22 protein-coding genes are annotated in these 26,663 nt (G+C 40.3%); 8 read left to right on the top strand and 14 right to left on the bottom strand.

The features are described from left to right. Window positions 1-124 precede the first annotated feature (124 nt). Genes metH through metA form a run of 3 tightly spaced genes read right to left on the bottom strand, consistent with a single transcriptional unit; the run spans window position 125 to window position 4,775 of the window. Window positions 125-2,755, bottom strand: coding sequence for a methionine synthase (metH, locus tag ABX891_RS06320; protein WP_354629121.1), 2,631 nt, complete (start codon window positions 2,753-2,755; stop codon window positions 125-127). Between the two features lie 9 nt (window positions 2,756-2,764). Beyond that, window positions 2,765-3,838: a homocysteine S-methyltransferase family protein gene (locus ABX891_RS06315; RefSeq protein WP_024605362.1), complete on the bottom strand. Its 1,074-nt coding sequence runs from the start codon at window positions 3,836-3,838 to the stop codon at window positions 2,765-2,767. Next, window positions 3,828-4,775 (bottom strand): homoserine O-acetyltransferase MetA, encoded by a 948-nt coding sequence (gene metA, locus ABX891_RS06310; protein WP_002958117.1) that lies wholly within the window; start codon window positions 4,773-4,775, stop codon window positions 3,828-3,830. The genes ABX891_RS06315 and metA overlap by 11 nt, the downstream gene beginning before the upstream one ends. 222 nt (window positions 4,776-4,997) lie before the next feature. On the opposite strand from metA, the gene ettA reads away from it, so the two are divergent. The 4 genes from ettA to ABX891_RS06290 all read left to right on the top strand — a co-directional run bounded on the left by ettA (window position 4,998) and on the right by ABX891_RS06290 (window position 8,720). Then, window positions 4,998-6,671 carry an energy-dependent translational throttle protein EttA gene (gene ettA / locus ABX891_RS06305; RefSeq protein ID WP_002958115.1) on the top strand — a complete coding sequence of 558 codons (1,674 nt, stop codon included), beginning with the start codon at window positions 4,998-5,000 and terminating at the stop codon, window positions 6,669-6,671. A gap of 155 nt (window positions 6,672-6,826) precedes the next feature. Further along, on the top strand, window positions 6,827-7,192 hold the full coding sequence (locus ABX891_RS06300) for a PilZ domain-containing protein (RefSeq protein ID WP_002958114.1): 366 nt from the start codon (window positions 6,827-6,829) through the stop codon (window positions 7,190-7,192). Window positions 7,193-7,245: 53 nt separating this feature from the next. Then, complete coding sequence (locus tag ABX891_RS06295) at window positions 7,246-8,154, top strand: histone deacetylase family protein (RefSeq protein WP_197098957.1); 909 nt, start codon at window positions 7,246-7,248, stop codon at window positions 8,152-8,154. Window positions 8,155-8,216: 62 nt separating this feature from the next. Beyond that, the gene (locus ABX891_RS06290; protein ID WP_138489503.1) at window positions 8,217-8,720 is read left to right on the top strand and encodes a TlpA family protein disulfide reductase; all 504 of its coding nucleotides are present in this window, start codon (window positions 8,217-8,219) and stop codon (window positions 8,718-8,720) included. 1 nt (window position 8,721) lies between these two features. Here the strand turns inward: ABX891_RS06290 and ABX891_RS06285 are convergent, their stop codons facing one another. Together ABX891_RS06285 and ABX891_RS06280 are read right to left on the bottom strand one after the other, a co-directional pair. Beyond that, window positions 8,722-9,723: an AraC family transcriptional regulator gene (locus ABX891_RS06285; protein WP_354629120.1), complete on the bottom strand. Its 1,002-nt coding sequence runs from the start codon at window positions 9,721-9,723 to the stop codon at window positions 8,722-8,724. Next, on the bottom strand, window positions 9,707-10,627 hold the full coding sequence (locus ABX891_RS06280) for a GGDEF domain-containing protein (protein ID WP_354629119.1): 921 nt from the start codon (window positions 10,625-10,627) through the stop codon (window positions 9,707-9,709). Before ABX891_RS06280 ends, ABX891_RS06285 begins: the two co-directional genes overlap by 17 nt. 297 nt (window positions 10,628-10,924) lie before the next feature. Between ABX891_RS06280 and ABX891_RS06275 the strand changes: the two genes are divergently transcribed. From ABX891_RS06275 to ABX891_RS06260, 4 genes are all read left to right on the top strand, one after another. Continuing rightward, on the top strand, window positions 10,925-13,228 hold the full coding sequence (locus ABX891_RS06275) for a TonB-dependent receptor plug domain-containing protein (protein WP_354629118.1): 2,304 nt from the start codon (window positions 10,925-10,927) through the stop codon (window positions 13,226-13,228). A 60-nt stretch (window positions 13,229-13,288) separates the two neighbouring features. After that, window positions 13,289-14,263, top strand: coding sequence for a metallophosphoesterase (locus ABX891_RS06270; protein WP_165744649.1), 975 nt, complete (start codon window positions 13,289-13,291; stop codon window positions 14,261-14,263). Between the two features lie 11 nt (window positions 14,264-14,274). Continuing rightward, the gene (locus ABX891_RS06265) at window positions 14,275-16,269 is read left to right on the top strand and encodes a phytase (RefSeq protein WP_354629117.1); all 1,995 of its coding nucleotides are present in this window, start codon (window positions 14,275-14,277) and stop codon (window positions 16,267-16,269) included. A 158-nt stretch (window positions 16,270-16,427) separates the two neighbouring features. Then, the gene (locus ABX891_RS06260; RefSeq protein ID WP_354629116.1) at window positions 16,428-17,093 is read left to right on the top strand and encodes a hypothetical protein; all 666 of its coding nucleotides are present in this window, start codon (window positions 16,428-16,430) and stop codon (window positions 17,091-17,093) included. Between the two features lie 100 nt (window positions 17,094-17,193). Here the strand turns inward: ABX891_RS06260 and cyoE are convergent, their stop codons facing one another. The 9 genes from cyoE to nqrF all read right to left on the bottom strand — a co-directional run bounded on the left by cyoE (window position 17,194) and on the right by nqrF (window position 26,649). Further along, the gene (cyoE, locus tag ABX891_RS06255) at window positions 17,194-18,078 is read right to left on the bottom strand and encodes a heme o synthase (RefSeq protein ID WP_002958102.1); all 885 of its coding nucleotides are present in this window, start codon (window positions 18,076-18,078) and stop codon (window positions 17,194-17,196) included. A 9-nt stretch (window positions 18,079-18,087) separates the two neighbouring features. Then, window positions 18,088-18,444: a cytochrome o ubiquinol oxidase subunit IV gene (gene cyoD / locus ABX891_RS06250; protein ID WP_024603769.1), complete on the bottom strand. Its 357-nt coding sequence runs from the start codon at window positions 18,442-18,444 to the stop codon at window positions 18,088-18,090. Then, window positions 18,444-19,085: a cytochrome o ubiquinol oxidase subunit III gene (gene cyoC / locus ABX891_RS06245; RefSeq protein ID WP_149615280.1), complete on the bottom strand. Its 642-nt coding sequence runs from the start codon at window positions 19,083-19,085 to the stop codon at window positions 18,444-18,446. Before cyoC ends, cyoD begins: the two co-directional genes overlap by 1 nt. Further along, a complete protein-coding gene (cyoB, locus tag ABX891_RS06240; RefSeq protein ID WP_149594194.1) occupies window positions 19,082-21,070 on the bottom strand; it encodes a cytochrome o ubiquinol oxidase subunit I in 1,989 nt (662 codons plus the stop codon). The genes cyoC and cyoB overlap by 4 nt, the downstream gene beginning before the upstream one ends. 2 nt (window positions 21,071-21,072) lie before the next feature. Continuing rightward, complete coding sequence (gene cyoA / locus ABX891_RS06235; protein WP_024603771.1) at window positions 21,073-22,032, bottom strand: ubiquinol oxidase subunit II; 960 nt, start codon at window positions 22,030-22,032, stop codon at window positions 21,073-21,075. Window positions 22,033-22,350: 318 nt separating this feature from the next. After that, a complete protein-coding gene (locus ABX891_RS06230) occupies window positions 22,351-22,770 on the bottom strand; it encodes a hypothetical protein (protein WP_354630115.1) in 420 nt (139 codons plus the stop codon). Window positions 22,771-23,963: 1,193 nt separating this feature from the next. Then, complete coding sequence (gene nqrM, locus ABX891_RS06225; protein WP_007376137.1) at window positions 23,964-24,176, bottom strand: (Na+)-NQR maturation NqrM; 213 nt, start codon at window positions 24,174-24,176, stop codon at window positions 23,964-23,966. Between the two features lie 102 nt (window positions 24,177-24,278). Further along, a complete protein-coding gene (locus ABX891_RS06220) occupies window positions 24,279-25,310 on the bottom strand; it encodes an FAD:protein FMN transferase (protein ID WP_354629115.1) in 1,032 nt (343 codons plus the stop codon). Window positions 25,311-25,419: 109 nt separating this feature from the next. Then, entirely contained in the window at window positions 25,420-26,649 is a 1,230-nt protein-coding gene (nqrF, locus tag ABX891_RS06215; RefSeq protein ID WP_002958895.1) for an NADH:ubiquinone reductase (Na(+)-transporting) subunit F, read from the bottom strand. Between the last annotated feature and the right edge of the window lie 14 nt (window positions 26,650-26,663).

The raw sequence follows: 26,663 nt of genomic DNA, 5'->3' as shown, positions 1-26,663 counted from the left end.
ATGTTTAAATAATGAATATATTAACTATTTTTATACTTTAAAAATAATTTATTCTTAATAAAAAGACAAAAAACGAGCCTAATTTGGCTCGTTTTTGTTTTACTGATAGCTGACCGCTTCGCTTTTACTCCGGCTCATACCCCAAGTTAGGCGATAGCCATCTTTCAGCTTCCTCTAACGTCATATTAGTTCGCTTAGCGTAGTCTTCTACTTGATCGCGTTGTACTGCGGCTACTGCGTAGTATTTTGCCTCTGGGTGTGAGAAATACCAGCCCGAAACAGCAGCCCCTGGCCACATGGCGTACGAGCTGGTTAGCTGCATGCCAATACGTTTTTCGGTGTCGAGCAACTGCCAAATTTTCTTTTTCTCGGTGTGTTCTGGGCACGCTGGGTAGCCTGGCGCAGGGCGAATACCTTGGTAGTTTTCACGTATTAGCTCATCGTTTTCTAAGTTTTCATCTGGTGCAAAACCCCAGTATTCTTTACGTACTTGCTCGTGTAGGTACTCGGCAAACGCTTCGGCGAGCCTGTCGGCAACGGCTTTAATCATTATTTTGTTGTAGTCGTCTTGCTGGGCGTCAAACGCATTAGCTAGGTCGTCTTCTTCCAACCCCCCCGTTACTGCAAATGCGCCAAAGTAATCTGGCGTACCTTTTGGGGCTATGTAATCGGCTAGGCAGTAGTTAGCAAAGTCGGTTTTTTCGGTTTGCTGGCGTAAATGGCACGAGGTAGTTAACACCTCTTTGCGTGTTTCGTCTGTGTATATTTCTATGTCATCACCCACGCGGTTAGCCGGGAATAAACCAATTACGCCAAGTGGTTGCAAACTGCCTGCTTTTTCAAGGTCGTCTAACATATCGTTAGCGTCTTTAAATAAGCTTTGCGCTTGCTCGCCTACGACTTCATCGTCCATTATGCGCGGGTATTTACCGGCAATTGACCACGTCATAAAGTATGGCGTCCAATCTATGTATTTACGCAAAGTAGCAATTGATACATTTTTAAACTCGGTCACGCCCAGCTTTTTAGGCACTGGTGGTGTGTAGTTATCCCAATCAAGCTTTGCTGCGTTATCGCGTGCGCGCTGGATTGTAACAGGCTTAGAGCGTGGTTTTTTACGCGCTTGTTGCTCGCGTACTTTTACATATTCAGCTTTAGTTTTAGCTAAAAAGTCAGGTTTAATGTCTTTTGATAATAAGTTTGAAACTACACCAACTGCACGGCTTGCGTTATTTACATACACAACGCCTTTGTCATATTGCGGCTCAATTTTTACTGCGGTGTGCGCTTTAGAGGTAGTTGCACCACCAATAAGTAGCGGCAGTTCAAAACCACGGCGTTTCATTTCTTTTGCTACGTGCACCATTTCGTCAAGCGATGGGGTAATTAAGCCCGATAAACCAATAATATCGGCTTTTTCGTCGATGGCGGTTTGCAGTATTTTATCAGCAGGTACCATTACGCCTAAATCAATAACTTCGTAGTTATTACACTGTAGTACCACGCCTACAATATTTTTACCTATGTCGTGTACGTCGCCTTTTACGGTCGCCATTACTATTTTACCATTGGTTGAGCCTTCTTCTTTTTCGGCTTCAATAAATGGGTCTAGGTAGGCTACGGCTCGTTTCATTACGCGCGCCGATTTAACCACTTGTGGTAAAAACATTTTACCTGCGCCAAATAAATCACCTACCACGTTCATGCCATCCATTAACGGCCCTTCAATTACGTGAATAGGTTTATCGGCAGCAGCGCGGCACTCTTCGGTATCTTCATCTATAAAGGTAGTAATGCCTTTTACAAGCGCGTGCTCAAGGCGTTTTTCTACAGGCCATGTGCGCCATTCTAAATCTTCTACTCGCTCGGCTTGTGCCATACCAGAGTATTTTGGTGCAAGCTCTACTAAACGCTCGCCTGCGCCTGGGTCTGTGTTAAGTATTACGTCTTCAACGGCTTTACGAAGCTCCTCTGGTATGTCATCGTAAACAGCGAGTTGCCCTGCATTTACAATACCCATATCCATACCCGCTTTTATTGCGTGGTATAAAAATACCGAGTGAATAGCTTCACGTACTGGGTTATTACCTCTAAATGAAAACGATACATTTGACACCCCGCCCGACACTTTACAGTGCGGTAAGTTTTGCTTAATACGGCGTGTGCCTTCAATAAATTCTACTGCGTAGTTATCGTGCTCTTCTATACCGGTGGCTACGGCAAATATATTAGGATCGAATATAATATCTTCTGGTGGAAAACCAATGTCTTCTACTAATATTTTGTAGCTGCGGGCACATATTTCATATTTGCGGTCTGCTGTATCAGCTTGTCCGTCGGTGTCAAACGCCATTACAACGGCAGCTGCACCAAAGCGTTTTATTATTTTAGCTTGGCGAATAAACGGCTCTTCGCCCTCTTTTAGTGATATAGAATTAACAATGGCCTTACCTTGAATACACTTTAGGCCTGCTTCTATTACTTCCCATTTAGAGGAGTCGACCATGATGGGTACGCGTGAAATATCAGGCTCTGAGGCTATTAAGTTTAAAAACTTAACCATGGCGGCTTTTGAGTCCAACATGGCTTCGTCCATGTTTATATCAATAACCTGTGCGCCATTTTCTACTTGCTCGCGGGCCACTGTTAGCGCGGCTTCAAAGTCTTCTTCCATGATTAAACGTTTAAACATGGCAGAACCGGTTACATTGGTACGTTCGCCGACATTAGTAAATACTGCTATTTGTTGGGTCATGTTGGCTCCTTAATTTAAGTTACAGGCTTCAAGGCCTGATAAACGCATGCGTACTTCAAGCTCTGGCAGTTGGCGTGGTTTAACGCCTGCTAAACCTTTTGCAAAAGCACGAATATGCGCAGGCGTGGTGCCACAACATCCACCTACTATATTAATAAAGCCCGATTTACCCCAATCGATAATTTCGGCTGCCATTTCAGGCGCTTCTAAGTCGTATTCACCAAACTCATTAGGCAAGCCCGCATTAGGGTGTACCGACGTAAAGGTTTCGCACACGCGCGAAAGCTCTTCTACATATTGGCGCAGTAAATCAGGGCCAAGCGCGCAATTTAAACCAATCGAAATAGGCTTAATATGGCGAATAGAGTTATAAAATGCTTCGGTTGTTTGCCCAGAAAGCGTACGCCCTGAAGCGTCGGTAATAGTGCCCGAGATCATAACTGGTAATGTGCGCCCTGCTTGCTCAAAGGCTTCTTCTACACCAAACGAGGCGGCTTTTGCATTAAGCGTGTCGAATATAGTTTCGATTAGTATTAAATCGGCGCCGCCTTCCATTAATGCAAGGGTAGACTCTACATACGCAGTAACTAGCTTATCAAAGGTGACATTTCGGTAACCCGGATCGTTTACATCTGGCGAAATTGAACACGTTTTAGATGTCGGCCCTAAAACACCGGCTACATAGCGTGGTTTTTCTGGCGTTTTAGCCGTAAATTCATCGCAAATTGCGCGTGCTAATTTAGCCGACTCTAGGTTTATTTCACGGCTTAGGTTTGCCATGTCGTAATCTTCCATCGAAATAGTGGTCGAGTTAAACGTGTTGGTTTCAATAATATCGGCGCCCGCTGATAAAAAACCACGATGAATATCAGTGATTAAGTCGGGCTTGGTTAGGCTTAATAAATCGTTATTGCCTTTAATTAATACATGCCAGTCTTTAAAACGCTCTCCGCGATAGTCTTCTTCTTCTAGCTTATGATCTTGGATCATGGTGCCCATAGCGCCATCTAAAATTAAAATGCGTTCTTTTAATGCGGCACTTATTTCGGCTTGCTTATTATTTGTAGGCGCGTTATTCGGCATAGTTGTTAGTCCTCACATCTTGGCTAACTAAATTAATATCATACGGTGTGGTTTGGTACACGTAGTAATTTAACCAGTTCGAAAAAAGTAAAAAAGCATGGCTTTGCCACGTTTTTGAAGGTTGTTTGGTTGCATCGTCATCCGGAAAGTAATTTTCGGGCTTAGGTGCATTAGGGCTTTTTTTACAATCGCGCTCGTATTCAGCTTTTAAGCTATCGGCGTCGTACTCTGGGTGGCCGGTTATAAACACTTGGCTACCCGATTTATTTTTAAGTAAGTAAGCCCCTACTCGCTCAGAACCTGCCAGTACAACGAGCTCTTCACAGGCATTTATTTTATTTATATCAATGTGGCCGTAGCGTGAGTGCGGTACTAAAAAGGTGTCGTCGAATCCGCGAGTCAGTGCACCGTGATCAAAATAACATTGGTGGGTAAATACACCACACAGTTTGTCGTCTTTTAAATCACGCTTTAAGTTGTAACGGTGATATAACGCTGCATGTGCTGCCCAACACGAAAACAACGTAGAGGTAACGTGTTGCTCAGCCCAATCAATAATGACTTTTAGCTCATCCCAATACGCTACATCGTCGTATTCTAAATGCGCAAGTGGCGCACCGGTTACTATTAATGCATCGTAATTGTTGTCTTTAACCTCAGAAAAATAACGGTAAAAGGTATCAAGGTGCTCTTCTGAATTGCTGCTACTGCGGTGAGTGTCGAGGCGCAGTAGCTCTACGTTTACTTGCAAAGGCGAATTGGCAAGTAAGCGAATAAACTGAACTTCGGTTTCTACTTTATTAGGCATTAAGTTTAAAATAGCCAAACGCATTGGGCGTATTTCTTGCGTTTTTGCACGACTTTTTGGCATTACAAATACGTTTTCTTGACGTAAACGTGCAATTGCCGGCAACTCGTCTTTTACTGTAATTGGCATACTTTACTCCTGCTCATAAAAACCGAGGCTTAATTATGAACTGAAAGTAAAAAATATCAACCTCTAGATGTATAGATGTCCAAATGAAATTTATTCATGATTTTATATTTTACTTACAAGCATGCTTTGGTGCTTTAAAACCCGCCATTCGTTGACTGTTTCACCCGTCAGCCACTACAATACAACATTGAAATTTTTATTATTATTTGAAGGCTTTCCTCCATGGTTTTACCTGATAAATTTATATTCTCGATGAGTCGAGTATCTAAGGTTGTGCCACCTAAGCGCACTATCTTAAAAGATATTTCGTTGCACTTTTTTCCTGGCGCTAAAATTGGTGTGCTTGGTTTAAACGGTTCTGGTAAATCTACGTTACTACGTATTATGGCCGGTGTTGACCAAGATTTTGAAGGTGATGCACATCCTCAGCCTGGTACTAAAATTGGTTATTTACCGCAAGAACCTATTTTAGACGAAAGTAAAACAGTACGTGAAACTGTTGAAGAAGCTGTTGGCGAAGTTAAACACGCACTTAAACGTCTTGACGAAGTGTATAACGAATACGCCATGGAAGACGCTGACTTTGACGCACTTGCAAAAGAGCAAGGCGAGCTTGAAGCTGTTATTCAGGCGCACGATGGTCATAACATCGACAACGTTTTAGAACGTGCAGCTGATGCACTTCGCCTGCCAGAGTGGGATGCTAAAATTGAGCACCTTTCAGGTGGTGAGCGTCGCCGTGTTGCTATATGTCGATTATTACTTGAAAAACCAGACATGCTTATCCTTGATGAACCTACTAACCACTTGGATGCTGAGTCGGTTGCCTGGTTAGAGCGCTTCTTACACGATTACGAAGGCACTGTTGTGGCAGTAACGCATGACCGTTACTTCCTTGATAATGTAGCTGGTTGGATATTAGAGCTTGACCGTGGTGAAGGTATTCCATGGGAAGGTAACTACTCTTCTTGGCTTGAACAAAAAGATGCGCGCTTACAGCAAGAACAAAAATCTGAAAAAGCACGTCAAAAATCAATTGCGCAAGAACTTGAATGGGTTCGTTCAAACCCTAAAGGTCGTCAAGCTAAGTCAAAAGCACGTATGGCTCAGTTTACTGAAATGCAGCAGTCTGATTACCAAAAACGTAACGAAACTAACGAGATGTTTATTCCACCTGGTCCGCGTTTAGGTGACCAAGTACTTGAAGTGACTAATCTTCGTAAGAGTTTTGGCGATCGCGTTTTAATTGATGACTTAAGCTTTAGCATGCCAAAAGGTGCCATTGTGGGCATTATTGGCGCGAATGGCGCGGGTAAATCAACGCTGTTTAAAATGATAAGCGGTGAGCAAACGCAAGACAGCGGTAACATCAGCGTTGGCGAAACAGTACACCTTGCGACCGTTGATCAGTTCCGCGACGGTATGGACGAAAGCAAAACTGTTTTCCAAGAAATATCAGACGGACAAGACGTACTGAAAATTGGTAACTTTGAGTTCCCAAGCCGAGCATATGTAAGTCGCTTTAACTTTAAAGGTAACGATCAGCAAAAGTTTGTTAAAGACCTATCAGGTGGTGAGCGTAACCGCTTACACCTTGCTAAGTTATTAAAAGCTGGCGGCAATGTGTTACTACTCGATGAGCCAACCAATGACTTGGACGTTGAAACACTACGTGCACTGGAGAACGCTATTTTAGAGTTCCCAGGTTGTGTAATGTGTATCTCGCATGACCGTTGGTTCCTTGACCGTATTGCTACACATATTTTAGATTACCGTGATGAAGGTCAAATTAACTTCTTTGATGGTAACTACACTGAATATGAAGAGTGGCTTAAAAAGACCCTAGGCGCTGAGGCAACTCAACCTAAACGTATTAAGTACAAAAAAATTGGCTAAAAATATTGGTTAATTTTATGTTTGTATAACTTAAGCCCTGCACTTTGCAGGGCTTTTTTATGCCACCAGCATTACAGGAGCACATCTTGCTAGCATGTAGAGAATTACCCGCTATGCTTAATTTATTATAAAAAACAGTAAGGCTAAATTAGGTTATGCAAAATCGTCGACAGTTTTCTCGTGTGCTATTTTCAACTAACGCTCTGTTATGTTTTGATAGCCAACAGTATCCGTGTAAATTACTCGATCTATCGTTACATGGCGCGTTGGTTACTAATTGTGATGCATTTATTGGCAGCCACAATACGCAAGCAATACTGCGTTTTACATTGCCTCAAAGCGATATAGAAATAAAAATGGAAGTAGTGATTTGCCATATTGAAGCCGATCATATTGGTTTAAAATGCCATCACATTGATATAGACAGTATTACTTATTTAAAGCGTTTAATAGAGCTAAACTTAGCCGATGATGAGCTACTGCATCGCGAATTAGCGTCACTTATTAATGACTCGCAATAGACTCATTCTCTTAAGTTGATTACCATAGCGCAAACTTTATAAAGCTTGTAAATATGCGCTTAAATCCTCATTTGCCTTTGGTATACCATCCTAACTACTCGTTTAGCTTTGATCCTAAGCATCGCTTTGTAATGAGTAAATTTGCACATTTATATCAACATATTGCAGAGCTTGGTTTAATCGGCAGTAACCTAGTTGAGCCAATATTAGGCACGCCAGAGCCGCTTGAGCTTGTGCATTGCGATAATTATATCCAAGATTTATGGCACAACCGCTTAGATGAAAAAGCAATGCGTCGCATTGGTCTACCTTGGTCAAAAGAGCTTATGGCACGTACATTTACAGCCCCTCAAGGAACGCTACAGACAGCCCGCTTAGCACTTGAACACGGTATAGCGTGTCATCTTGCCGGTGGTACACATCACGCACATAATGACTTTGGTTCAGGTTTTTGTATGGTTAACGATTTGGCCTTTACCACGCAAACTTTAATTGAATCGGGTGAGGTAACTAACGTACTTATTTTTGATTTAGACGTGCACCAAGGTGATGGCACAGCCGCAATGTTACAGCATCAACCCTATGCGTATACCTGCTCTATCCATTGCGAAAAAAACTTCCCCTTTAGAAAGTCCGCTAGCGATTTAGACATTGGCCTGGCAAATAATATGAAGGACGACGAATACCTTGCCATAGTTGACGAAACACTAAGTTATTTACTTAAAGAGCTAAACCCAAGCTTAGTACTTTACGATGCTGGCGTTGATATTTGGCAAGGTGATGGCTTGGGTAAGTTAGATATTAGCTGGGATGGCATAGCTAAACGAGACCATTTAGTGCTAAAACGCTGCCTTGAACACAATACACCTGTAGCTACTGTGATAGGCGGAGGTTACGATAGAGATCATCTACGCCTCGCTAAACGCCACGCTATTGTTGTTGAACAAGCTGCAGGCTTTTAGTTTGAAAGAAAAATGTTAAATTATCGTTCTTGTTTAATATGTAAAATAAAAAAGAGCATATTATGAAACAGCTATTTATTACCATCACGCTAATTTTATTAAGCTTTACAGCTTACGCACAAGATACAAGCTCAGAAGCAACATATCCTAAATTGCCTACATTAAATTTACAAATGGCTGATGGGTCGCCACTCAATACTCAAGATTTACTAGGTCAACCTTACGTTTTACACTTTTGGGCAACGTGGTGTCCGTACTGTAAAAAGCTGCAGCCAGCACTTCAAAAAATTGATGATATGGGCTTAAAAGTTATTGCCGTGAGCTTTAAAGAAGATGACGATGCTACTCCCGCTAAAGCACTTAGCGAAAGAGGTTATACTTTTAAAACAGCTGTAAAAGCCGATGCAATAGCACAGCAATTAGGTATACGAGGCACACCTACTACATTGTTTGTAAATAAAGAAGGCAATGTAATTTGGCTGACTAATACGTCAAATCCAGAAGATCCAAACCTTCATTTAAATGCACGAACATTGTTGCACTCCATCGACATGGCAACTGAGTAACTTATTGCGCTTTTAACTGATTAGGTGTTAAGCCTGTCCAGCGCTTAAAGGCGCGCCGAAAGTTAGGTATATCGTAAAAAGCTAAATGCTCAGCGACTTGTTCGTTATGTTTAGCGCACAGAGTAAGTAGGTAAATAGCTTTGTGCTTATTTTGCTCATCTATTAACGCTGAAAAGCGTACCCCATTGAGTTTGAGTCTGCGCTTAAATGTAGCTGAGCTCATAGCAAAGTGCTTTGCGGTACACTCTAAATTAGCACTTGGATGAGAGTATAAGTATCTGCAGACGGCTTCAATAAAAGTCATGCTAACTACGCTTTTATTATGTAGCTGCGACTGCGCTTGCATAAATCGTAATTGACTCGCATGCGGGTTTTTAGCCCTTAACATGGTTTTATTTAATACCCAGCGAGTACATGGCTTATCAAAACTTACCTTTAGCCCTAAACTTTGCTCGTATTCTTGAATATGCCGAGGGCGTTTAAAAGCAAAGTCGAACTGACAATGCGGGTAACTTTCGCTCACTCGTTTAAGTAAACTATAAAATGCAGTGCTGTATATCTCTAGCACATAGTGGTAAAGGCTTTCATCAAACCCATGTGCTGGCTGAATATAAATATAAACATTATCGTTTTTAATATACGTTTGGCTAAACAGCAAAGGCGCTAATTGCATTCTTAAAAGTGATAATTGCTTTAATACTTGAGCTAAATTATCGCTATATTTTAATGCCTGAGCTTCGGCTCGAGTGTCGTTAATAAGTTGGCTACCGAGTAAAAAACCACTGTCAGTACTTTTCATCAACAACTTAAATTGAGCTAATAAACGCACCTGCTGAGACACACTAAATGTATGCTGAAAATTAAGTAAGTCTTGTTCAAAAATACCGGTACCGCGTAGCAGCTTATGTAAATTTATGTTTCGGCTTTGAGCAAGCTCTACAGCTGACGTAATAAGCCCTTGAGCGCTTAAATATTTGTCGTCTTGGCTAACAAACATGTGCACGGTGCGCTACTTTTAGTTGATGCTTTTTTTGTTGTAATTGACTATGTAGTTGGCTTGTTAGTTTACCTGTACTGCTATGCTTATTACCTTGTATTAAGGCGGTAGTGACATATTGAAACTTTGCTTTTTTAGATGCTTCAACTTTAAATGCACAATGCTTTAGAGCTCCTTTAATTTGTGCCATCAACTCTTTAGCTTGTTGCTCTGTGGTGGCTGGCATCAATACCATAAAGCAATCTCCTGCGTAGCGGCACACTACATCACTTAGTCGGCAATTCATTAACAATAGCTCGCTAATTTCACGCAGTAACCGGTCGCCCTCACTAAAGCCAAACTCACTATTAAAATGCGAAAAATCACGAATATCAATAGCCCCAAGCCAGAGTGGTTGTTTGCTCGTAAGTTGCTCTTTAATTGCACAATCTAGGTACTGCGCCTTATAAAGACCTGTAACTGAACACACCTTATCGCACTCACGTAAATGCGCTTCACGGCGGCGTAGCTGACGATTTAATACGTACTGCTCTTGATGCCAATAATACAAACCCACACTCGTTAACAACATGCCTAAAGGTGCTGGCAGAGATTCAATCCAACTGAGCCATTGATGGGCGGGATGCATTAGCCATTCATCAAGTAAATCTAGGGTTGCCGAGAACATAAATAACCCAACACCTATTACTAAGTAAGTGGTTACTTTACTCGGTGGTCTTGAAATTAATAACGCGGTAATCCATACAAGAGTCATTAATACAATACCGCCCTCCCCCATAATATCGAGCCACTGAATACTGGCGTAAGTTTTTAATACACCTAAATAACTACTTAAAAACACAGCACTAAAAAACATCGCAATAATAGCGTTTATTAATAATCGGTGGCTGATAAAGGGGTTAAATCGCATGTGCGGTATCTCGTTTATAAATGAGTTTTAAAGTTAGTTCATACAAGTTTTTGTTAGCAGGGTCATATTAGCTCAGCTATATGACAACGAGATGATACCTACTTTAAAAACAGCCCTGCACGGTACATAACACCTGACTTTACGAGGAGTGATAAAAGCTCAATACACTCTATATATTGCTCAAATACCTCTAAATACATGTATTAAACCTAAACCCTGTCACATTTACGTAATCAAATATCTTTAGCTTGCTCGCCATACCAAGAAGCAACCCAGCAATAACCAAGAGCAAATACAATGAAAGACTTTAAAATAAAAGCACTGGTAGCCGCATTAGCCTTATGTAATTTGACGGCTTATGCAGAAGATGATGCAAAAGAAACCACAAAAAAAGATATCGAAGTTTCTGACAAAATTGTTGTATATGGTGAAATTGGCTACAGAAACCGCTCAGACGAACTCGCACCAACCTTGGAGTATTCACAAGAGTACTTTCAACGTTTTGAACCTTTAACCGCAGGCGATGCATTAAAACGAGTACCCAGTGTTACATTTTTATCGGATGTACTTGAATCGGATGGTGCACGTATGCGGGGGTTAAGCCCTGCTTATACAAAGGTGCTTATAAACGGTGAAGAAGTACCTGGCGCTGGTGCCGACCGTTCATTTTTTGTTGACCGAATTCCGGCTGAGTTAATTGAACGCGTTGAAATTATTCGCTCATCAAGTGCTAACCGCTCAGCCGATGCTATTGCAGGCACATTAAATATTGTATTACGCGATGGTTACAGTTTAGATGGCGGTTACTTACGCGCTGGTGGCTTGCTTTATGACGATGGTGAATTTAAAGAAAGCTTAGCTGCTGTGTACGGTACTGAATTTGCGGGTGGACGTTTATTACTTGGTGCAAATTTACAAGGCAGATATAACCCAAAACAAAAAACTAGTTTGCGCTACGGCGATAGCCCTGAAAACAATATAAATTTTCAAACAGAAGAATTTGATAACCGCGAAGACCAATCTGACACTCGCGATGGTGACGATACGTCACTTAACTCCAGCTACGAAATTGTTTTTGACGACGATAGTCAGTTTAATATTAGCGCTATGTGGGTTGATACCGAGCGTACTGAAGATGAACGTTCATTTGAATACAACGACCCAACTGCAGCCAATAACGACATTATAAGTGGCGGTAACTTAGAAACAGATAATGCCAATGTTAAGTATATTGACCAAACTAATTACAACATCAATACCGCTTATGAATTTCCACTACTAAGTGGCACAAGTAAGTTTAAATTTGGTATGGCCAAGTTTGAAGAGTCGGTATATGAGCAAGAAGTCGAATTAGATACGTCTGAGCTACCAATGATATTTGAAGAAGAACAAGCTCGCAGCAACATAGACGATAAAGAATGGACTCTGCAATGGCAGCACAGTCAACCTTGGGGTGACAGTAAAGAAATTCAGTTTGGTGCATTTTTGCAAAATAAAAAACGCGATAGCAATATTTTTGAAGCCGAAGACGAGCTTGAATTAGCACTTACCAGTTGGGATCAATATGCTGCAACACCTTTAACGCTTGCTGCATTTAATAGCGAGTACGAAGCGGTTACTGGTGGTGTAAATACTTTAGAAGAAGATCGCTTTGACTTATTTGCCCTTGTTAAGCACAAAGATGATTTATTTGCTTGGGAGCTAGGCGTTCGCTGGGAGTCTACCGATTCTAAAATTAATGATAAAACAATTGGTGTAACCGAAGATAATAATTACGACTTTATCCTCCCATCAGCACATTTTCGTTTTAACGTGAGTGAAAATGGACGCGTTAGCGCCTCTGTTGCGCGTAGTTTACGACGCCCCGAGTTTGATTTTTTAACACCGGCACTTATCGAAAAAGAACTTGGCGATAACGACCAACTAGGTAACCCTGAATTAAAACCAGAATCTGCTTGGGGTATGGACTTAGGCTACGAGTATCGTTTAGGGAAAAGCGGTGTTGTCGGTATTAATTTATTTTATCGCAAAGTAAATGACTTAATAGAAATTGCCAACACAGAACAAGAAGGCTCTGAAGGCGACGGTACGTTTGTACTGCAACCACGCAACACAGGCGATGGTAATGTAAAAGGAGTTGAACTTGATTTATCGACACCACTTGGCGCATTTAGCATGCCTAATACGGGTGTATTTTTAAATTACTCATGGCTCGATAGTGAAGTAACCGACTTTTTTGGAACTCGCAAATTTAACGACCAATCAGACTACGTTTATAACGTTGGGTTTATTCAAGACTTACCCGAACTTAAAGCTGCATTTGGCGCAACTTACCGCAAGCAAGGTGATGCCTATGGACGCATTGTAGGTGAAGAAATAACTACATCTTACAGTGCCGATTTTGAAGTATTTATAGAAAAACGTTGGGAAGATGTAACACTGCGCTTGGTAGGTTCAAACCTACTTGATGCAAGTAAAGACGAAACCTTTAATAAATTTGATACCGTTGATGATCAATTTAGTAGAAGCTTTGATGAGTACGAAATTGAATCTGAAGAAGCGGGTCCGGTTTATCAACTTATGCTGCGTTACGCGTTTTAAATAAGTTTATGAGGTAGCGCTAATCACTTTATTTAGCGCTACCAACATGGGAGAACAATAATGATAAAAAAAACATTACTGCTAATAACACTTGGTCTATGCAGTATACAAAGCGTATTGGCAAACGTAACGTACACCGACGCATTGTACGAGCAACAAAAAATTGCAAACTTGACTGCGCTGCCTAAGAGCTTAAATTTTACGGTTATTGGTGATTGGGGTCATAACGGGCACTTTTATCAAAAAGACGTAGCGCACCAGTTAGAAATAGCGATGTTTCAAACGGATGGTGATTTTACTATTTCAACGGGCGATAACTTTTATCCCAATGGGGTAGCAAGTGTTAACGACCCGCTTTGGCAAAGTGCCTATGAAGATATTTACCATGGTCCACATACATTCGAGCCTTGGTATGTAGTACTGGGTAATCATGATTATTTAGGTAATGCGCAAGCACAACTTGATTACAGTAAAAAAAGTCAGCGCTGGAATTTACCTGCACGCTATTACAGCAAAACCTTTACTTTAAAAGGTGGCGAGCAGATATTAATGGTGTTTTTAGACACTAATACTTTAAACCCTGAATACAAAACACGCGAAAAATACAAAGCAACTCAAGGGCAAAACAGCCAAGCGCAATTAACATGGTTAAATAGCCAACTCTCAAATAGCCAAGCTCGATGGAAAATAGTGGTTGGTCATCACCCACTTTATAGCAGTGGAAAACGTTATGGACTTACTGAAGGTTTGCGTAATTTACTCGAGCCCATATTTGAGCAAAATGGTGTGCAAGCATACATAGCAGGACACGAACATGACCTGCAACATAACCAAATAGATGGCAGTAAACTCGACCACTTTGTATCTGGTGGTGGTAGCGAAGCGCGTTACGTAAAACAACGTGAATTTACGCGTTTTGCAGAAGCTACTCCAGGATTTTTGAGCTTTTCGATTAACAATGAAGCACTAAAAGCAACGGCTATTAACTATAAAGGCGAAGTGCGTTACAGCACTCAAAAGCGCTTTGACCAATAAAAGGTTACAACATGAAATTTAAATTAAAAACATCTCTTAGCTTAATTGTAAGTAGCTTAGTGCTTAGCACATTAAGTGCATGTAGCAATAGTAACGTGGCTACAAATACGGCAGTAAAAAACACACCTGATAAAGTAGTCATTAATAGTACTAAATTTGGTCCAACAGATAACATGCAAGGCTCACAAGCGGCATGGTTAAATAATAACAATTGGTTGCTAGCAAGCGAAAGCAAAGGCTTAGTGTTAGTTGAAAGTGAAACGCAACAAAGCCGCATTATAAAAAAAGGTAACTTTGAAGCACTTGCTGTCACTAAGCTAACAGCACACTCATTTTTGGTTGCAACTATTGATAACAATCAAGATAACGTTGTTATATTTAAGCTTGAGCACACTCAAAGTGGCTGGAATACAATTGAACTAACCCGCATTAACCCACCACAAGCACAACCCGATACGGTGTGTTTATTTGCTAATAAAGCGAGTGAATCAATATCGGCATTTGTACCTGATGTACGCGGGCTAATTACCGAAACTATTATTTTTGATACAGCGAATAATAAAGCGGTTAACGTAAATGTACGTGAATTTTCTGGCGTTAGTGAGGCGTCGGGTTGTGCTGTAAGTACAACAACAAATACCTTATATGTAAGTGAAAGCGAAGTAGGCATTTGGGCAATAAACGCGAACGCGGAATCGCAAGCAGATAAAAAACCGATTGCTTTAGTCGCCCCCTTTGGAAAGTTACACAGTGAACTAGGAGCTATTTCAGCTTCGCAAGATGGTATTATCTGGTTTACTAGTACCAAAAACAATACTGTGTATGCTTATGATCCAATTAGTAAAATGCTTAATAACTGGATGTTAAATGGTGACTTGAGCTTGGAATCGGTAGCGGTAAATTACACAAGTAACAACGCGGCAACGGCAGTGCTGTATAACGACGAAACAGGTGCTTATATTAAAAGTACATTACCTGTAACACCTATCAAAAAACCATTAAAAACCAACACTCAATCAATCACTCAATCAATCACTCAAATAAAGGCAAGTGCACAAACGGCCCCCGTTCAAGCATTTGGTGATGCAGCAGACGATCCGGCAATTTGGGTTAACCCTAAAGATGCAGCAAACAGCTTAATTTTAGGCACCGATAAACGCCGTGGACTAATGGTATACAGCCTAAATGGCAAGCTTGAACAGTCACTTGAAGTTGGTCGTTTAAATAACGTAGACCTGCGACAAAATAGCACGATTAAAAACAGTACCAATACATTAATAACTGCTAGTAACCGAACGCTTAACGGTATTAGTCTATTTACAGTACAAGCTAATAATAGTGTGAAGTACATTGCTGATATTCCTACCAATCTTGATGAAATTTATGGCTTATGTATGTACTCGTCAAATACGGGGAACTATGTATTTGTAAATGATAAATCGGGGCTGTATCAGCAATATAAAATCAGTGAGGATAACGAAAAAATAACAGGCAAACTTGTTCGCGAGTTTAACCTACCAAGCCAACCAGAAGGCTGTAGTGCAGATGATGAACTGGGACAATTATTTGTAGGCGAAGAAGATGCCGGTATTTGGTTTATAGGTGCAGAGCCAACGGCAGGCAGTACACCGGTTATGCTGCAAGGTATAAATGAGCAACTTGTTGATGATGTTGAAGGTATGGAAATTTACCACAGCGACAAAACACGTTATTTAGTTGTTTCCAGCCAAGGTGATAACAGCTACGTACTGTATAAAATAAATAATGATACTGCGGGCATTAAAACACCTAGCTTAGAGTTTACGGGTAAGTTTAATGTAATAAGTGATTTGGTTAATGGTATTGATGGCTCATCAGAAACCGACGGGTTAACAGTAACATCTAAGTCCCTACCGGGTTATCCTGAAGGTATTTTAGTTGTACAAGATGGTTATAATCGTATGCCACAGCAACCTCAAAACTTTAAAATAATAGATTGGCGAGAAGTAAAAAAAGCAATTAAATAGTGCTTATTTTAATGTCGCTTTAAGATTACCTGAAATTGTATAAAAGGCTCATTTGAGCCTTTTATACAATGCTTGGCATTTAAGTATTAAGTGTAATTAACTCAATGTAATATATATTTTATACTACAATTTAAGCTCATAAATTAATTGAGATTATAATGCGCCTACTACTTACTTTATTACTAGTTACTTTAAGTGGCTTTGCCGCAGCTGAAGAAGAAAAAGCAGAACTTCCACCGGTAGACCCCGCTTACAATGCTGAGCATCCTATGGCTTTGGTTAATCAAGGCTCATCTATAATTGCGATTAACTTACCTAGTTATAATTCTCCAGATGATGTGCAAGTTGTTTATAAAATAGGAAACCCCGATGTCGCACTCTTAAACTTTGTTAGAAATGCTGAACTAATCACGGTTAAGCCACAAGCGTTTAATATTCAACATTTAATGCGTGGTGAAGAAATTACGATTATTGCCGACATTTACGAGGGTGATTATCAACAAGGTGGTAGTTTAATTTACTCAAAAAAAGAGCTTGAACTGAGTAAGCAACTGTATGCCAGAGATCTAAAAGATTTAAGTGAATCATCGCAATGGCAAGACTACGACATGATTAATCTGGGCGGGAGTGAGCGTATTTATATTCATAAAATTCAACAAGCGCCGAGCTATAACCATCTTATTTTTGTTGATTTAGTTAATGCATGTATGCAAAAGCTTCGTACCTCAAAACGTGTCCCAGCTGAAAATGAGCTTACCTATAAATTTATTAACTGCGGCACCCTTAAACCACTTTATTACAATGCTGATGATTTTAGAAAGTAAAAGGGCGAGAGTACTGATGTTCAATTATTTTAATATTTAGGCATAAAAAAAGGCCCTTTCGAGCCTTTGGATTAACTTTGGAATAGTTAAAATTTTTAAATTAGGTAAGCGTTAATAGCTGTGGAGCAACACTATGATAATCAACAGCCATAGCAATACTTAACGCTGTAATATTAATAATTGAAAATGCGAACACTTTACGTGCCCAGCTACTCATATCAATATTACGACGATAACCACGTAGCGCCATTAGCAACCACCAAAAGCTGGTAATACAAGCAACAGCCATAAAAGCAGCACCTGTGTAGCCAGTAATTGGCAGTAACATCACAACTAGGGCATATACAGCAATGTAAAGTACGATATGGCGTTTTGCTTTGTCGATACCTTGCGCTACTGGTAATACAGGAATACCTGCAGCTTGATAATCTTTAAAGCGAAAAATAGCAATAGCGTAAGAGTGCGGCATTTGCCACAAGCTAAACATGACTAGCAGTATTAATGCGCCCATATCGAACTGCCCTGTTACGGCGCAGTAACCTACTACTGGCGGTACAGCGCCAGAAAGGCTGCCTACAAAAGTGCCATATACTGAGTTGCGTTTCATGTAGAGGCTATAAACCCCTACATAAATTACGTAGCCAAAGGCTGCAAAAAATACCGCGGCTTGAGTGGTGTAGGCGATAAGTAAACCAAAGCCCACAACACCCAATAAAATACCGTGACTAAGTGCAGCAAAGGCCGACATTTCGCCCGTTACTGTAACCCGCGTACGAGTACGCGCCATGGCCACATCTATGTCTCTATCTATAACATTATTGATAGCGCAACCTGATGCAACCACTAGCGACAAACCAATTAATGTGGCAATCATTAACCATGGGTCTATATCACCGCGCGAAGCAAGTAAAAACCCGCCCGCTACGCTGATCAAATTGCCCATAATAATACCCGGCTTTGTCACTGATAAATAACGACGAAACATCTTCAACTCCTAGTACATCATCATTGCGTTAGATTCATAAATGATCCAAACAGATAACCCAACAACCATTACGATGATCAGAGCACTGAATAGGAATGTGAAAGTACTTGCACGGCCATCTTCGGTGGTAAAATTAAGGTGTAAAAAGTATTTTAAATGCACCCAAATTTGTACGATTGCTAAAGTAACAATGCTCCAAAGCGTTGTTGCTTTTGAAAAGTCACCTTCCATTACCATGTAAAACGGTATAGCAGTTAAAATTACCGATAGCACAAAGCCAATTAAGTAAGTTTTAACACTGCCATGAGATTCATCATGATGATCACTTTGCGTTTGCTTTAACGCATGCGTTTCGCTGTGGCTCATTACATTGCTCCCATTAAATAAACAACGGTAAATACACAAATCCAAACAATGTCTAAGAAGTGCCAAAATAGGCTTAAGCAGCTTAAACGCGTTACGGTTGCTTTACCTAAGCCGCGTTTAGCAACTTCAATCATCATTATGGTCATCCAAATTAGACCCGCAGTTACATGTAAACCATGTAGGCCAACTAATGAGAAAAATGATGTCAAAAAAGCACTTTGTTGTGGGCCATTGCCATGCACAATTAGGTGATGAAATTCGTATACTTCCATACCAATAAACACAGCACCTAAACAAAACGTAACAAATAACCAAGTCAGTGTTAGTGCCTTTTTTTGCCCTTGAGCGGCAATCATGGCAAAACCAAAGGTAATACTACTAATAAGTAGTGCAGCAGTTTCTACTGCTACAAAGTCGAGCTCAAAAATATCTTTACCCGATACACCGCCGGCAGTGTTCATAAACAGCACTGCGTAGGTGGCAAAAAACGAGGCAAATAATAGGCAATCGGTCATTAGGTATAACCAAAAGCCAAATATCGTGTCACCCGAAGTATCGTGATGATCATGCGCGTGGGCATGATCATCGTGTGATACAGAGTCTAAATTTGCTGATTCTAAATTTGCAGAAAGTGTACTCACGCTTTTAGCTCCTTAATGCCACTTGAATTATATGCAGCTTCAGTGCGTGCAATTTCATCAGGTTGTATATAGTAATCTACATCGCTGGTGTAACAACGTTTGATAAATATGGCAATTCCGCCTACTAGCCCAACAACAGCTAACCACCAAATATGCCAAATCATTGCAAAACAAAATACTGTTAAGCTTGCTGCCATTAACACGCCAGCTGATGTGTTTTTAGGCATATGAATAGGGCTGTAGTTTGCCTTATCTTGATATGCTTGACCTTTTTCTTTCATGTCGGTCCATGCATCAATATCATCAATATGTGGAATTGTTGCAAAGTTATAAATTTGCGGAGGTGAACTTGTAGCCCACTCAAGTGTGTGGCCGTTCCACGGATCGCCTGTTGTATCGTCAAGCGCTTCACGGTCTCTAAAGCTCACATATAATTGAATTACCTGGCTGATAATACCAAACATAATAATTACAGCACCGCCTGCGGCAATGTATAACCATATGTTCCAATCTGGGTTGTTAGTGTGGTTTAAGCGACGTGTCATACCTAAGAAACCAAGTACGTACAGCGGCATAAATGCTACGAAGAAACCAATAATCCAACACCAAAATGATGCTTTGCCCCATTTTTCATTAAGTTTAAAGCCCATTGCTTTAGGGAACCAAAATACAAAACCGGCCAGGTAACCAAACACAGCACCACCAATAATTGTGTTATGAAAATGTGCAATTAAGAATAAGCTGTTATGCAGTACATAATCGGCGCCAGGAATAGCAAGTAATACACCGGTCATACCGCCTACGGTAAAGGTAACCATAAAGCCAAGTGTCCAAAGTACCGGTACGCTAATACGTAAACGACCTCGGTAAATGGTAAATAACCAGTTAAATAACTTAACCCCAGTTGGTACGGCAATAACCATGGTCATTACCCCAAAAAACGCATTAACGTTAGCACTCGAGCCCATCGTAAAGAAGTGATGTAGCCAAACAATAAAGCCTAAAATTGAGATTGCACCGCTGGCGTAAACCATCGACTTGTAACCAAATAAACGTTTACCGGCAAAGGTCGAAATAATTTCAGAAAAAATACCAAACGCTGGTAATACTAATATGTATACCTCAGGATGACCCCATGCCCAAAACAGGTTGATGTACATCATGGCGTTACCGCCCAATTCATTGGTAAAGAAGTGGAAGTCGAGATAACGGTCAAGCGTTAGCATTGCAAGTACAGCAGTTAAAATTGGGAATGATGCTGCAATTAATATGTTTGCCCATGTACATGCCCATGTGAAAATTGGCATTTTCATTAGGGTCATACCTGGTGCACGCATTTTAAACACGGTTGCTAAAAAGTTTACGGCTGTTAGAAGTGTACCGAGCCCGGATATTTGCAAGGCCCAAATATAATAATCAACCCCCACCCCAGGGCTAAAGGTCAGCTCCGAAAGCGGCGGATATGCCACCCAACCTGTTTTTGCAAACTCACCAAACACAAGTGATAAGTTAATTAAAATTGCACCACTGGCTGTAAACCAAAAACTTAAATTATTTAAAAATGGGAAAGCAACATCGCGAGCACCAATTTGAAGTGGTAATACAATGTTCATTAGACCAATCATAAATGGCATTGCCATAAATATGATCATGATTACGCCGTGGGCAGTAAATATTTGGTCGTAGTGTTCTGGTGGTAAATAACCTGGCGCACCACTGGTAGCAAGTGCCAACTGCGCACGCATCATTATTGCATCTGAAAAACCACGAAACAGCATTATTAGTGCTAAAAGAATATACATTACGCCTAAGCGTTTGTGATCAACAGACGTGATCCAGTCGCGCCAAAGCACGCCCCATTTTTTATACTTTGTAATAAGCCCGGCAATAATAAGCCCAGCTATCGCAATAACCGACATCGTGAACACAAGAATTGGCTCATGAAACGGAATTGCGTCGAGTGAAAGATTACCTAATAACGACATTATTATTCCTCGCCTTGGCTGTGAGATGAAGGCATTGAGTGCTCACTCATTTCATGATGCTTTTTACTCATTTGCCCATGTTCGCCCATTGCATGGTGTTTTTTGTTCATATCGCCATGCGCCTGCATATACTTCATAACAATGGTATGAAATAAGCCGTCATCAACTTTTCCGTAATAGGCTACAGGGTTATTTTCACTTGCTTTTGCAAGCTCAACATAATTTGCATGAGTCAGGTTGTTAGCGCTTGAATTCGCTTTCACATCACTCACCCACTTATCAAAACCAGCTTGGGTAGGTGTAGCAATGGCATTAAATTTCATGCCAGTAAAACCTGCGCCGCTGTAATTTGCAGAAAAGCCTTTAAACGTACCTGGCTCATTTGCAATTAAGTGAAGCTTGGTTTCCATCCCAGCCATTGAGTATATTTGACTACCCAATTGCGGAATAAAAAAGGAGTTCATTGTGCTCTCTGAAGTGATTTTATATTCAACAGGTACATTTGCTGGGAACACTAATTCATTAACCGTAGCAATACCTTGCTCAGGATATATAAACAGCCACTTCCAGTTTAATGAAACCACTTCAACAGTAAGATGCTTACCTTTACCTTCAATTGGTTTGTAAGGGTCTAGCTCTTGGGTAGACTGCCAGGTAATAACACCTAAAATGATTACAATAACAATAGGAACAGCCCAAACAACGGCTTCAATTTTATTTGAATGAGCCCATTTTGGAGCATAAATTTCTTGGTTTTGAGTGTCTCTATATTTCCAAGCGAAATACAAAGTCATCACAATAACGGGAACGACTACAAGCAACATAAGCACAGTTGCGATGATGATTAAATTTTTCTCATCAATGCCTATCTGCCCTTTTGGATCGAGTATCCCGCCTTTACAGCCTGACAACGCCAGCACTGTACTAGCTAAAGCAATATTACAAAGGTTACGAATTAACAAGGGAGTATCCTACAAACCTAGAGTTTCAATTTGCTGCTTAAAATAAAAACCAAAGCAACGATTTTTCAATAAAAACCCAAGTTAACTAGAATTAAATTATAAAAATAAGGGGGCTATTCAAAACCTAAAGCTCATGCCATTAATGACCTAGCAACAAACCCAGCTTTCTAAACGCATTTATATAACGTAATAAAAGTTAACTTGGGTGAGTGGTGGTTGGCTGAAATGTGTTTAAAAAACACGGAGCTACTTTGTTGTAGCTAACCTTAATTATTTACAGCAAGAACAAATAATTAAAACCAGCAACAAGATGCAGCGTTACAGGCAACCTGTAAAGCTAGGTGGAGCACGACAACCGTGTGAAGAGATCACAGGCTGAAGAACTTTAGCCTCGCTAAAAGCAAAGGCTGCTTTACGGAGGACTATGCCAGCACGACGCGCTGGACAAATATGGAACAATAACCAACAAAGGCCAATAAGTAACTGACTTGATATGATCGGATGAGCTAAAAATTGCGCAAGATTAAGTAACAGTGGCTCTACAATAAACCCATCACTTAATAGCGCTTCAAGCTTGAAGGCATCCTCTAATGCACCGCTTAGCAACATTACAGTATTAAACACTAATAAAGTTATAGCTACACACACGCCCTTGCCTGCTTTATTCAAGCGCTCACACGTCTGCGGCTCGCCAGAGGCAAGTTCCGTAGCTGTATGATGCAAAGAAAGTGTGTTCAAAGACATTAACCTACTAAAATGACTATAACAAAATTAGAGTAATACAGTTCGCAATGGAAAAATTTAAAAAACATTGCTGTTGTAAGCCCTAAAACCAGGTGCTAAATACAATCAAATCCAGCTAGCACATATTTATCTAGCGAAAATTGATCCGTATCAACCAAACTTTCAAAACTTACTGAAAGTTCGAACTTGAGTATAACAAAGAGAATTTTCTGTTCAACTAAAAATCAATTAATTTGAGTTAAGCTTTCGAAGCTATTTTGTTAATAAAAAATAACACGATAAAAAACATTCGGTTAGTTCAAATAAAAAACGATTTAAAGAGAAGTATTTAATAGGATTATAGGTTTTTAGGAGGGGGTAATAATTGTGTCGCACAAATAAAAACAGCCCAAATTCAGTCACCACCGAACTTGAGCCGCCTTTTACACTGACAACATCTTCACACACAATATAAAGATTTTTGGTTTACACTGCATGGCAATTGTAGGGAATAAAAACAACTCAAACTCGTTCTTTATGGAAGTGAATCCACCGAATTTGAGTTGCCTTTCACACTGACAACATCTTCACACACAATATAAAGATTCTTGGTTTACACTACGTGGCAATTGTAGGGAAATAAAAACAACTCAAATGCAGTCACCACCGAATTTGAGTTGCCTTTCACACTGACAACATCTTCACACACAATATAAAGATTTTTGGTTTACACTACGTGGCAATTGTAGGGAATAAAAACAACTCAAACTCGTTCTTTATGGAAGTAAATCCACCGAACTTGAGCTGCCTTTCACACTGACAACATCTTCACACACAATATAAAGATTTTTGGTTTACACTGCGTGGCAATTGTAGGGAATAAAAACAACTCAAATGCAGTCACCACCGAATTTGAGTTGCCTTTCACACTGACAACATCTTCACACACAATATAAAGATTCTTTTAAGCGAGGCTAACTTATGCCTCAAGCTTATGACGAGAGCCTTGCTCTTTGTCTATGGTTAAACTTTAGAGTGTTAGCTCCAATTTGACAAACGAGAAAAATAAACCTAATAGGTGAAAAAAACTAAACTATATACCTTTGTCTAATACATTTAGATTGGATTGCTTTGGAAGCTATGATGCGAAGGCGTTTTACAGGCACAAAAAAAGCGCTATAAAGCGCTTTTTAATATTTAAGACAGGCTTAAATAATTTGGTTTTCTTTCCAGGCTTGCTCTTTTGCTAAACGGTTTTTGCGTTTATCACATGGATCATCGCAATCACAGGCTTTATCAATACCAACCGAACCTAAACCACCACAGCTGCTTGCCATAGATTTTTTTTGCACGATCATACCAACGGCCATAGCCGAAACTATCAAAATTAGTAAGCCAAAAGTAAGAAGAAAAAGTGACATTGCTTAGCCCCTATTGATCAGCAATAAATTAAACTCAAATATTTTTGAGCAACTGCTATTATATACCCAAATAACACGGAAATAAACAAGTCAAGCACCATACTATAAATAAGACTTAAATGCTGGGCTTGAGTAGGTAATTAAACCCTCTTTTGATTTACCTATTAAATAAACCGGTAAATCATGTTGCTCAGCATAAGCTTGCGCTTTTTGCATCCCCATTACAGTAAGTGCCGTCGCTAAACCATCTGCCGTCATAGCGCTTGGATGAAGCACAGTTACCGACACTAAGTCGTGCTTAATAGGCATACCTGTTGCTGGATCAATTAAGTGGGTATAGATCTCGCCATCCATTTTATAAAAAATACGGTAATCACCCGATGTCGCTATACCACTTGTACCTGGCGATAAAACACGGTGTACCTTACGCTCTCCAGGTTGCGCATCTGGTTGCTCAATCGCGATTTTCCAATCCTGATTATTTGGCTTTTCACCTGCTATACGCAGCTCACCACCAATCTCAACCATGTAATTAGTAATGTCGTGGCTTTCTAATAACTGGACAACTTTATCAATACCATAGCCCTTAGCTGTTGCCGAAAAAGAAAGCTCCAGTCCATTAACTGTTTTAGCCAGTCCTTGCTCATTTAAGATAAGTTTATCAATGCCTATTTTTTCAACCATACTTGCAAGCTCTTCATCACTTGGGCGATTAGTTGGTTTTTTATCAGGCCCAAAGCCCCATAAATCAATTAAAGGCCCCATTGTTACGTCGAGTGTTTTAGTTGATTCACCCAAGCGAATAGACTCGCTTATAACAGCCCTAAAATCTTCGCTAATTGGCATGACTTGATTTGCAGGTAATCTGTTAAATGTATTTATTTCAGAGTCTTCTATGTAAGTAGACATAGATTGGTTCACATCTTTTAAAACAGCGTCTATTTGCAGCTGTAGTTGTGAAGCCGATAGCTGGGCTTGCTCATCATAATATTTAATATGATAAGTGGTACCCATAGTCTTACCTTCTAAAAAGGTTTCTTTTAACTCTGGCTTTTCACCACACCCAGACAATAATAAAGTCAGTGTAATTAGTAAAAAGGCCATTATGCCCTGTGAAGTACTTACTCGATTCATAACAGCTCTACTTAATAGATTGATAAAATTAAAGAATAAAAAAAGCCTCGTAACACAAGTGCTACGAGGCTGGTATTTTAACCAAAACTAAACTGTTTTGGTATTAGTGTTAGCCACCGAAGTCATCTAGTAAGATATTTTCGTCTTCAACACCTAAATCTTTAAGCATAGTAATAACTGCCGCATTCATCATTGGAGGACCACACATGTAGTACTCACAATCTTCAGGCGCTTCGTGATCTTTAAGATAGTTCTCAAATAACACGTTATGGATAAAGCCAGTATAGCCTTCCCAGTTATCTTCAGGCTGTGGATCTGAAAGTGCTGTATGCCATACGAAGTTAGGATTTTCAGCGGCTAGGCCGTCAAAATCTTCTACGTAGAACATTTCACGCTCAGAACGTGCACCATACCAAAAGCTCATCTTACGTTTAGAGTTCAAACGTTTAAGTTGGTCAAAGATATGAGAACGCATTGGCGCCATACCAGCACCACCACCAACAAATACCATTTCTGCGTCAGTGTCTTTAGCAAAGAACTCACCAAATGGACCCGAAATAGTTACCTTGTCGCCTTCTTTAAGTGACCAAATGTACGAAGACATTTTACCACATGGCAAGCTAAGGTTTCTTGGAGGTGGAGCAGCAATACGCACGTTAAGCATAATGATGCCTTCTTCTTCTGGGTAGTTAGCCATTGAGTAAGCACGAATTGTTTCTTCGTCTACTTTTGACTCCAGATCGAAGAAACCAAAATGGTTCCAGTCGCCACGATACTCTTCAGGAACATCGAAATCTGCATATTTAACATGGTGAGGTGGAGCTTCGATTTGGATGTAACCACCCGCACGAAACGGCACTGACTCGCCATCTGGAATTTGCAGCTTAAGTTCTTTGATGAACGTTGCTTTGTTATCATTAGAGATAACTTCACAATCCCACTTCTTAACACCGAAAATTGACTCTTCAAGTTCAATTTCCATGTCATTTTTAACATTTACCTGACACGCTAAACGACAGCCTTCACGGGCTTCACCTTTAGATATGTGATCAAGCTCAGTTGGCAGAATATCACCACCACCTTCTTTAATGTGTACACGACACTGACCACAAGAACCACCGCCACCACAAGCAGATGATACAAATATACCTGACTCAGATAGTGCGCCTAAAAGCTTACTACCTGCTGATGTTTTAATGGCTTTATCTGGGTCGCCATTAATGCCGATGATAATATCGCCACTTGCAACTAACTGAGATTTAGCACCAATGATGACTAAAACCAGTAGTACAACGATAGCGATAAAAACACCAACGCCTAAGAAAATCTGATAATCCATGATTTATCCTCGCT

It is taken from the genome of Pseudoalteromonas sp. NCIMB 1079 (genome assembly GCF_040567695.1).
Lineage (GTDB): Bacteria > Pseudomonadota > Gammaproteobacteria > Enterobacterales > Alteromonadaceae > Pseudoalteromonas > Pseudoalteromonas distincta.
Note: the sequence above shows the minus strand (reverse complement) of the source record. Positions and strands in the feature narration are given on the sequence as shown.

Bases quoted from the DNA above. Each gene is read 5' to 3' on its own strand.
- metH (WP_354629121.1), bottom strand. From the start codon at position 2,755: ATGACCCAACAAATAGCAGTATTTACTAATGTCGGCGAACGTACCAAT.
- ABX891_RS06315 (WP_024605362.1), bottom strand. From the start codon at position 3,838: ATGCCGAATAACGCGCCTACAAATAATAAGCAAGCCGAAATAAGTGCC.
- metA (WP_002958117.1), bottom strand. From the start codon at position 4,775: ATGCCAATTACAGTAAAAGACGAGTTGCCGGCAATTGCACGTTTACGT.
- ettA (WP_002958115.1), top strand. From the start codon at position 4,998: ATGGTTTTACCTGATAAATTTATATTCTCGATGAGTCGAGTATCTAAG.
- ABX891_RS06300 (WP_002958114.1), top strand. From the start codon at position 6,827: ATGCAAAATCGTCGACAGTTTTCTCGTGTGCTATTTTCAACTAACGCT.
- ABX891_RS06295 (WP_197098957.1), top strand. From the start codon at position 7,246: ATGCGCTTAAATCCTCATTTGCCTTTGGTATACCATCCTAACTACTCG.
- ABX891_RS06290 (WP_138489503.1), top strand. From the start codon at position 8,217: ATGAAACAGCTATTTATTACCATCACGCTAATTTTATTAAGCTTTACA.
- ABX891_RS06280 (WP_354629119.1), bottom strand. From the start codon at position 10,627: ATGCGATTTAACCCCTTTATCAGCCACCGATTATTAATAAACGCTATT.
- ABX891_RS06275 (WP_354629118.1), top strand. From the start codon at position 10,925: ATGAAAGACTTTAAAATAAAAGCACTGGTAGCCGCATTAGCCTTATGT.
- ABX891_RS06270 (WP_165744649.1), top strand. From the start codon at position 13,289: ATGATAAAAAAAACATTACTGCTAATAACACTTGGTCTATGCAGTATA.
- ABX891_RS06265 (WP_354629117.1), top strand. From the start codon at position 14,275: ATGAAATTTAAATTAAAAACATCTCTTAGCTTAATTGTAAGTAGCTTA.
- ABX891_RS06260 (WP_354629116.1), top strand. From the start codon at position 16,428: ATGCGCCTACTACTTACTTTATTACTAGTTACTTTAAGTGGCTTTGCC.
- cyoE (WP_002958102.1), bottom strand. From the start codon at position 18,078: ATGTTTCGTCGTTATTTATCAGTGACAAAGCCGGGTATTATTATGGGC.
- cyoD (WP_024603769.1), bottom strand. From the start codon at position 18,444: ATGAGCCACAGCGAAACGCATGCGTTAAAGCAAACGCAAAGTGATCAT.
- cyoB (WP_149594194.1), bottom strand. From the start codon at position 21,070: ATGTCGTTATTAGGTAATCTTTCACTCGACGCAATTCCGTTTCATGAG.
- nqrM (WP_007376137.1), bottom strand. From the start codon at position 24,176: ATGTCACTTTTTCTTCTTACTTTTGGCTTACTAATTTTGATAGTTTCG.
- ABX891_RS06220 (WP_354629115.1), bottom strand. From the start codon at position 25,310: ATGAATCGAGTAAGTACTTCACAGGGCATAATGGCCTTTTTACTAATT.
- nqrF (WP_002958895.1), bottom strand. From the start codon at position 26,649: ATGGATTATCAGATTTTCTTAGGCGTTGGTGTTTTTATCGCTATCGTT.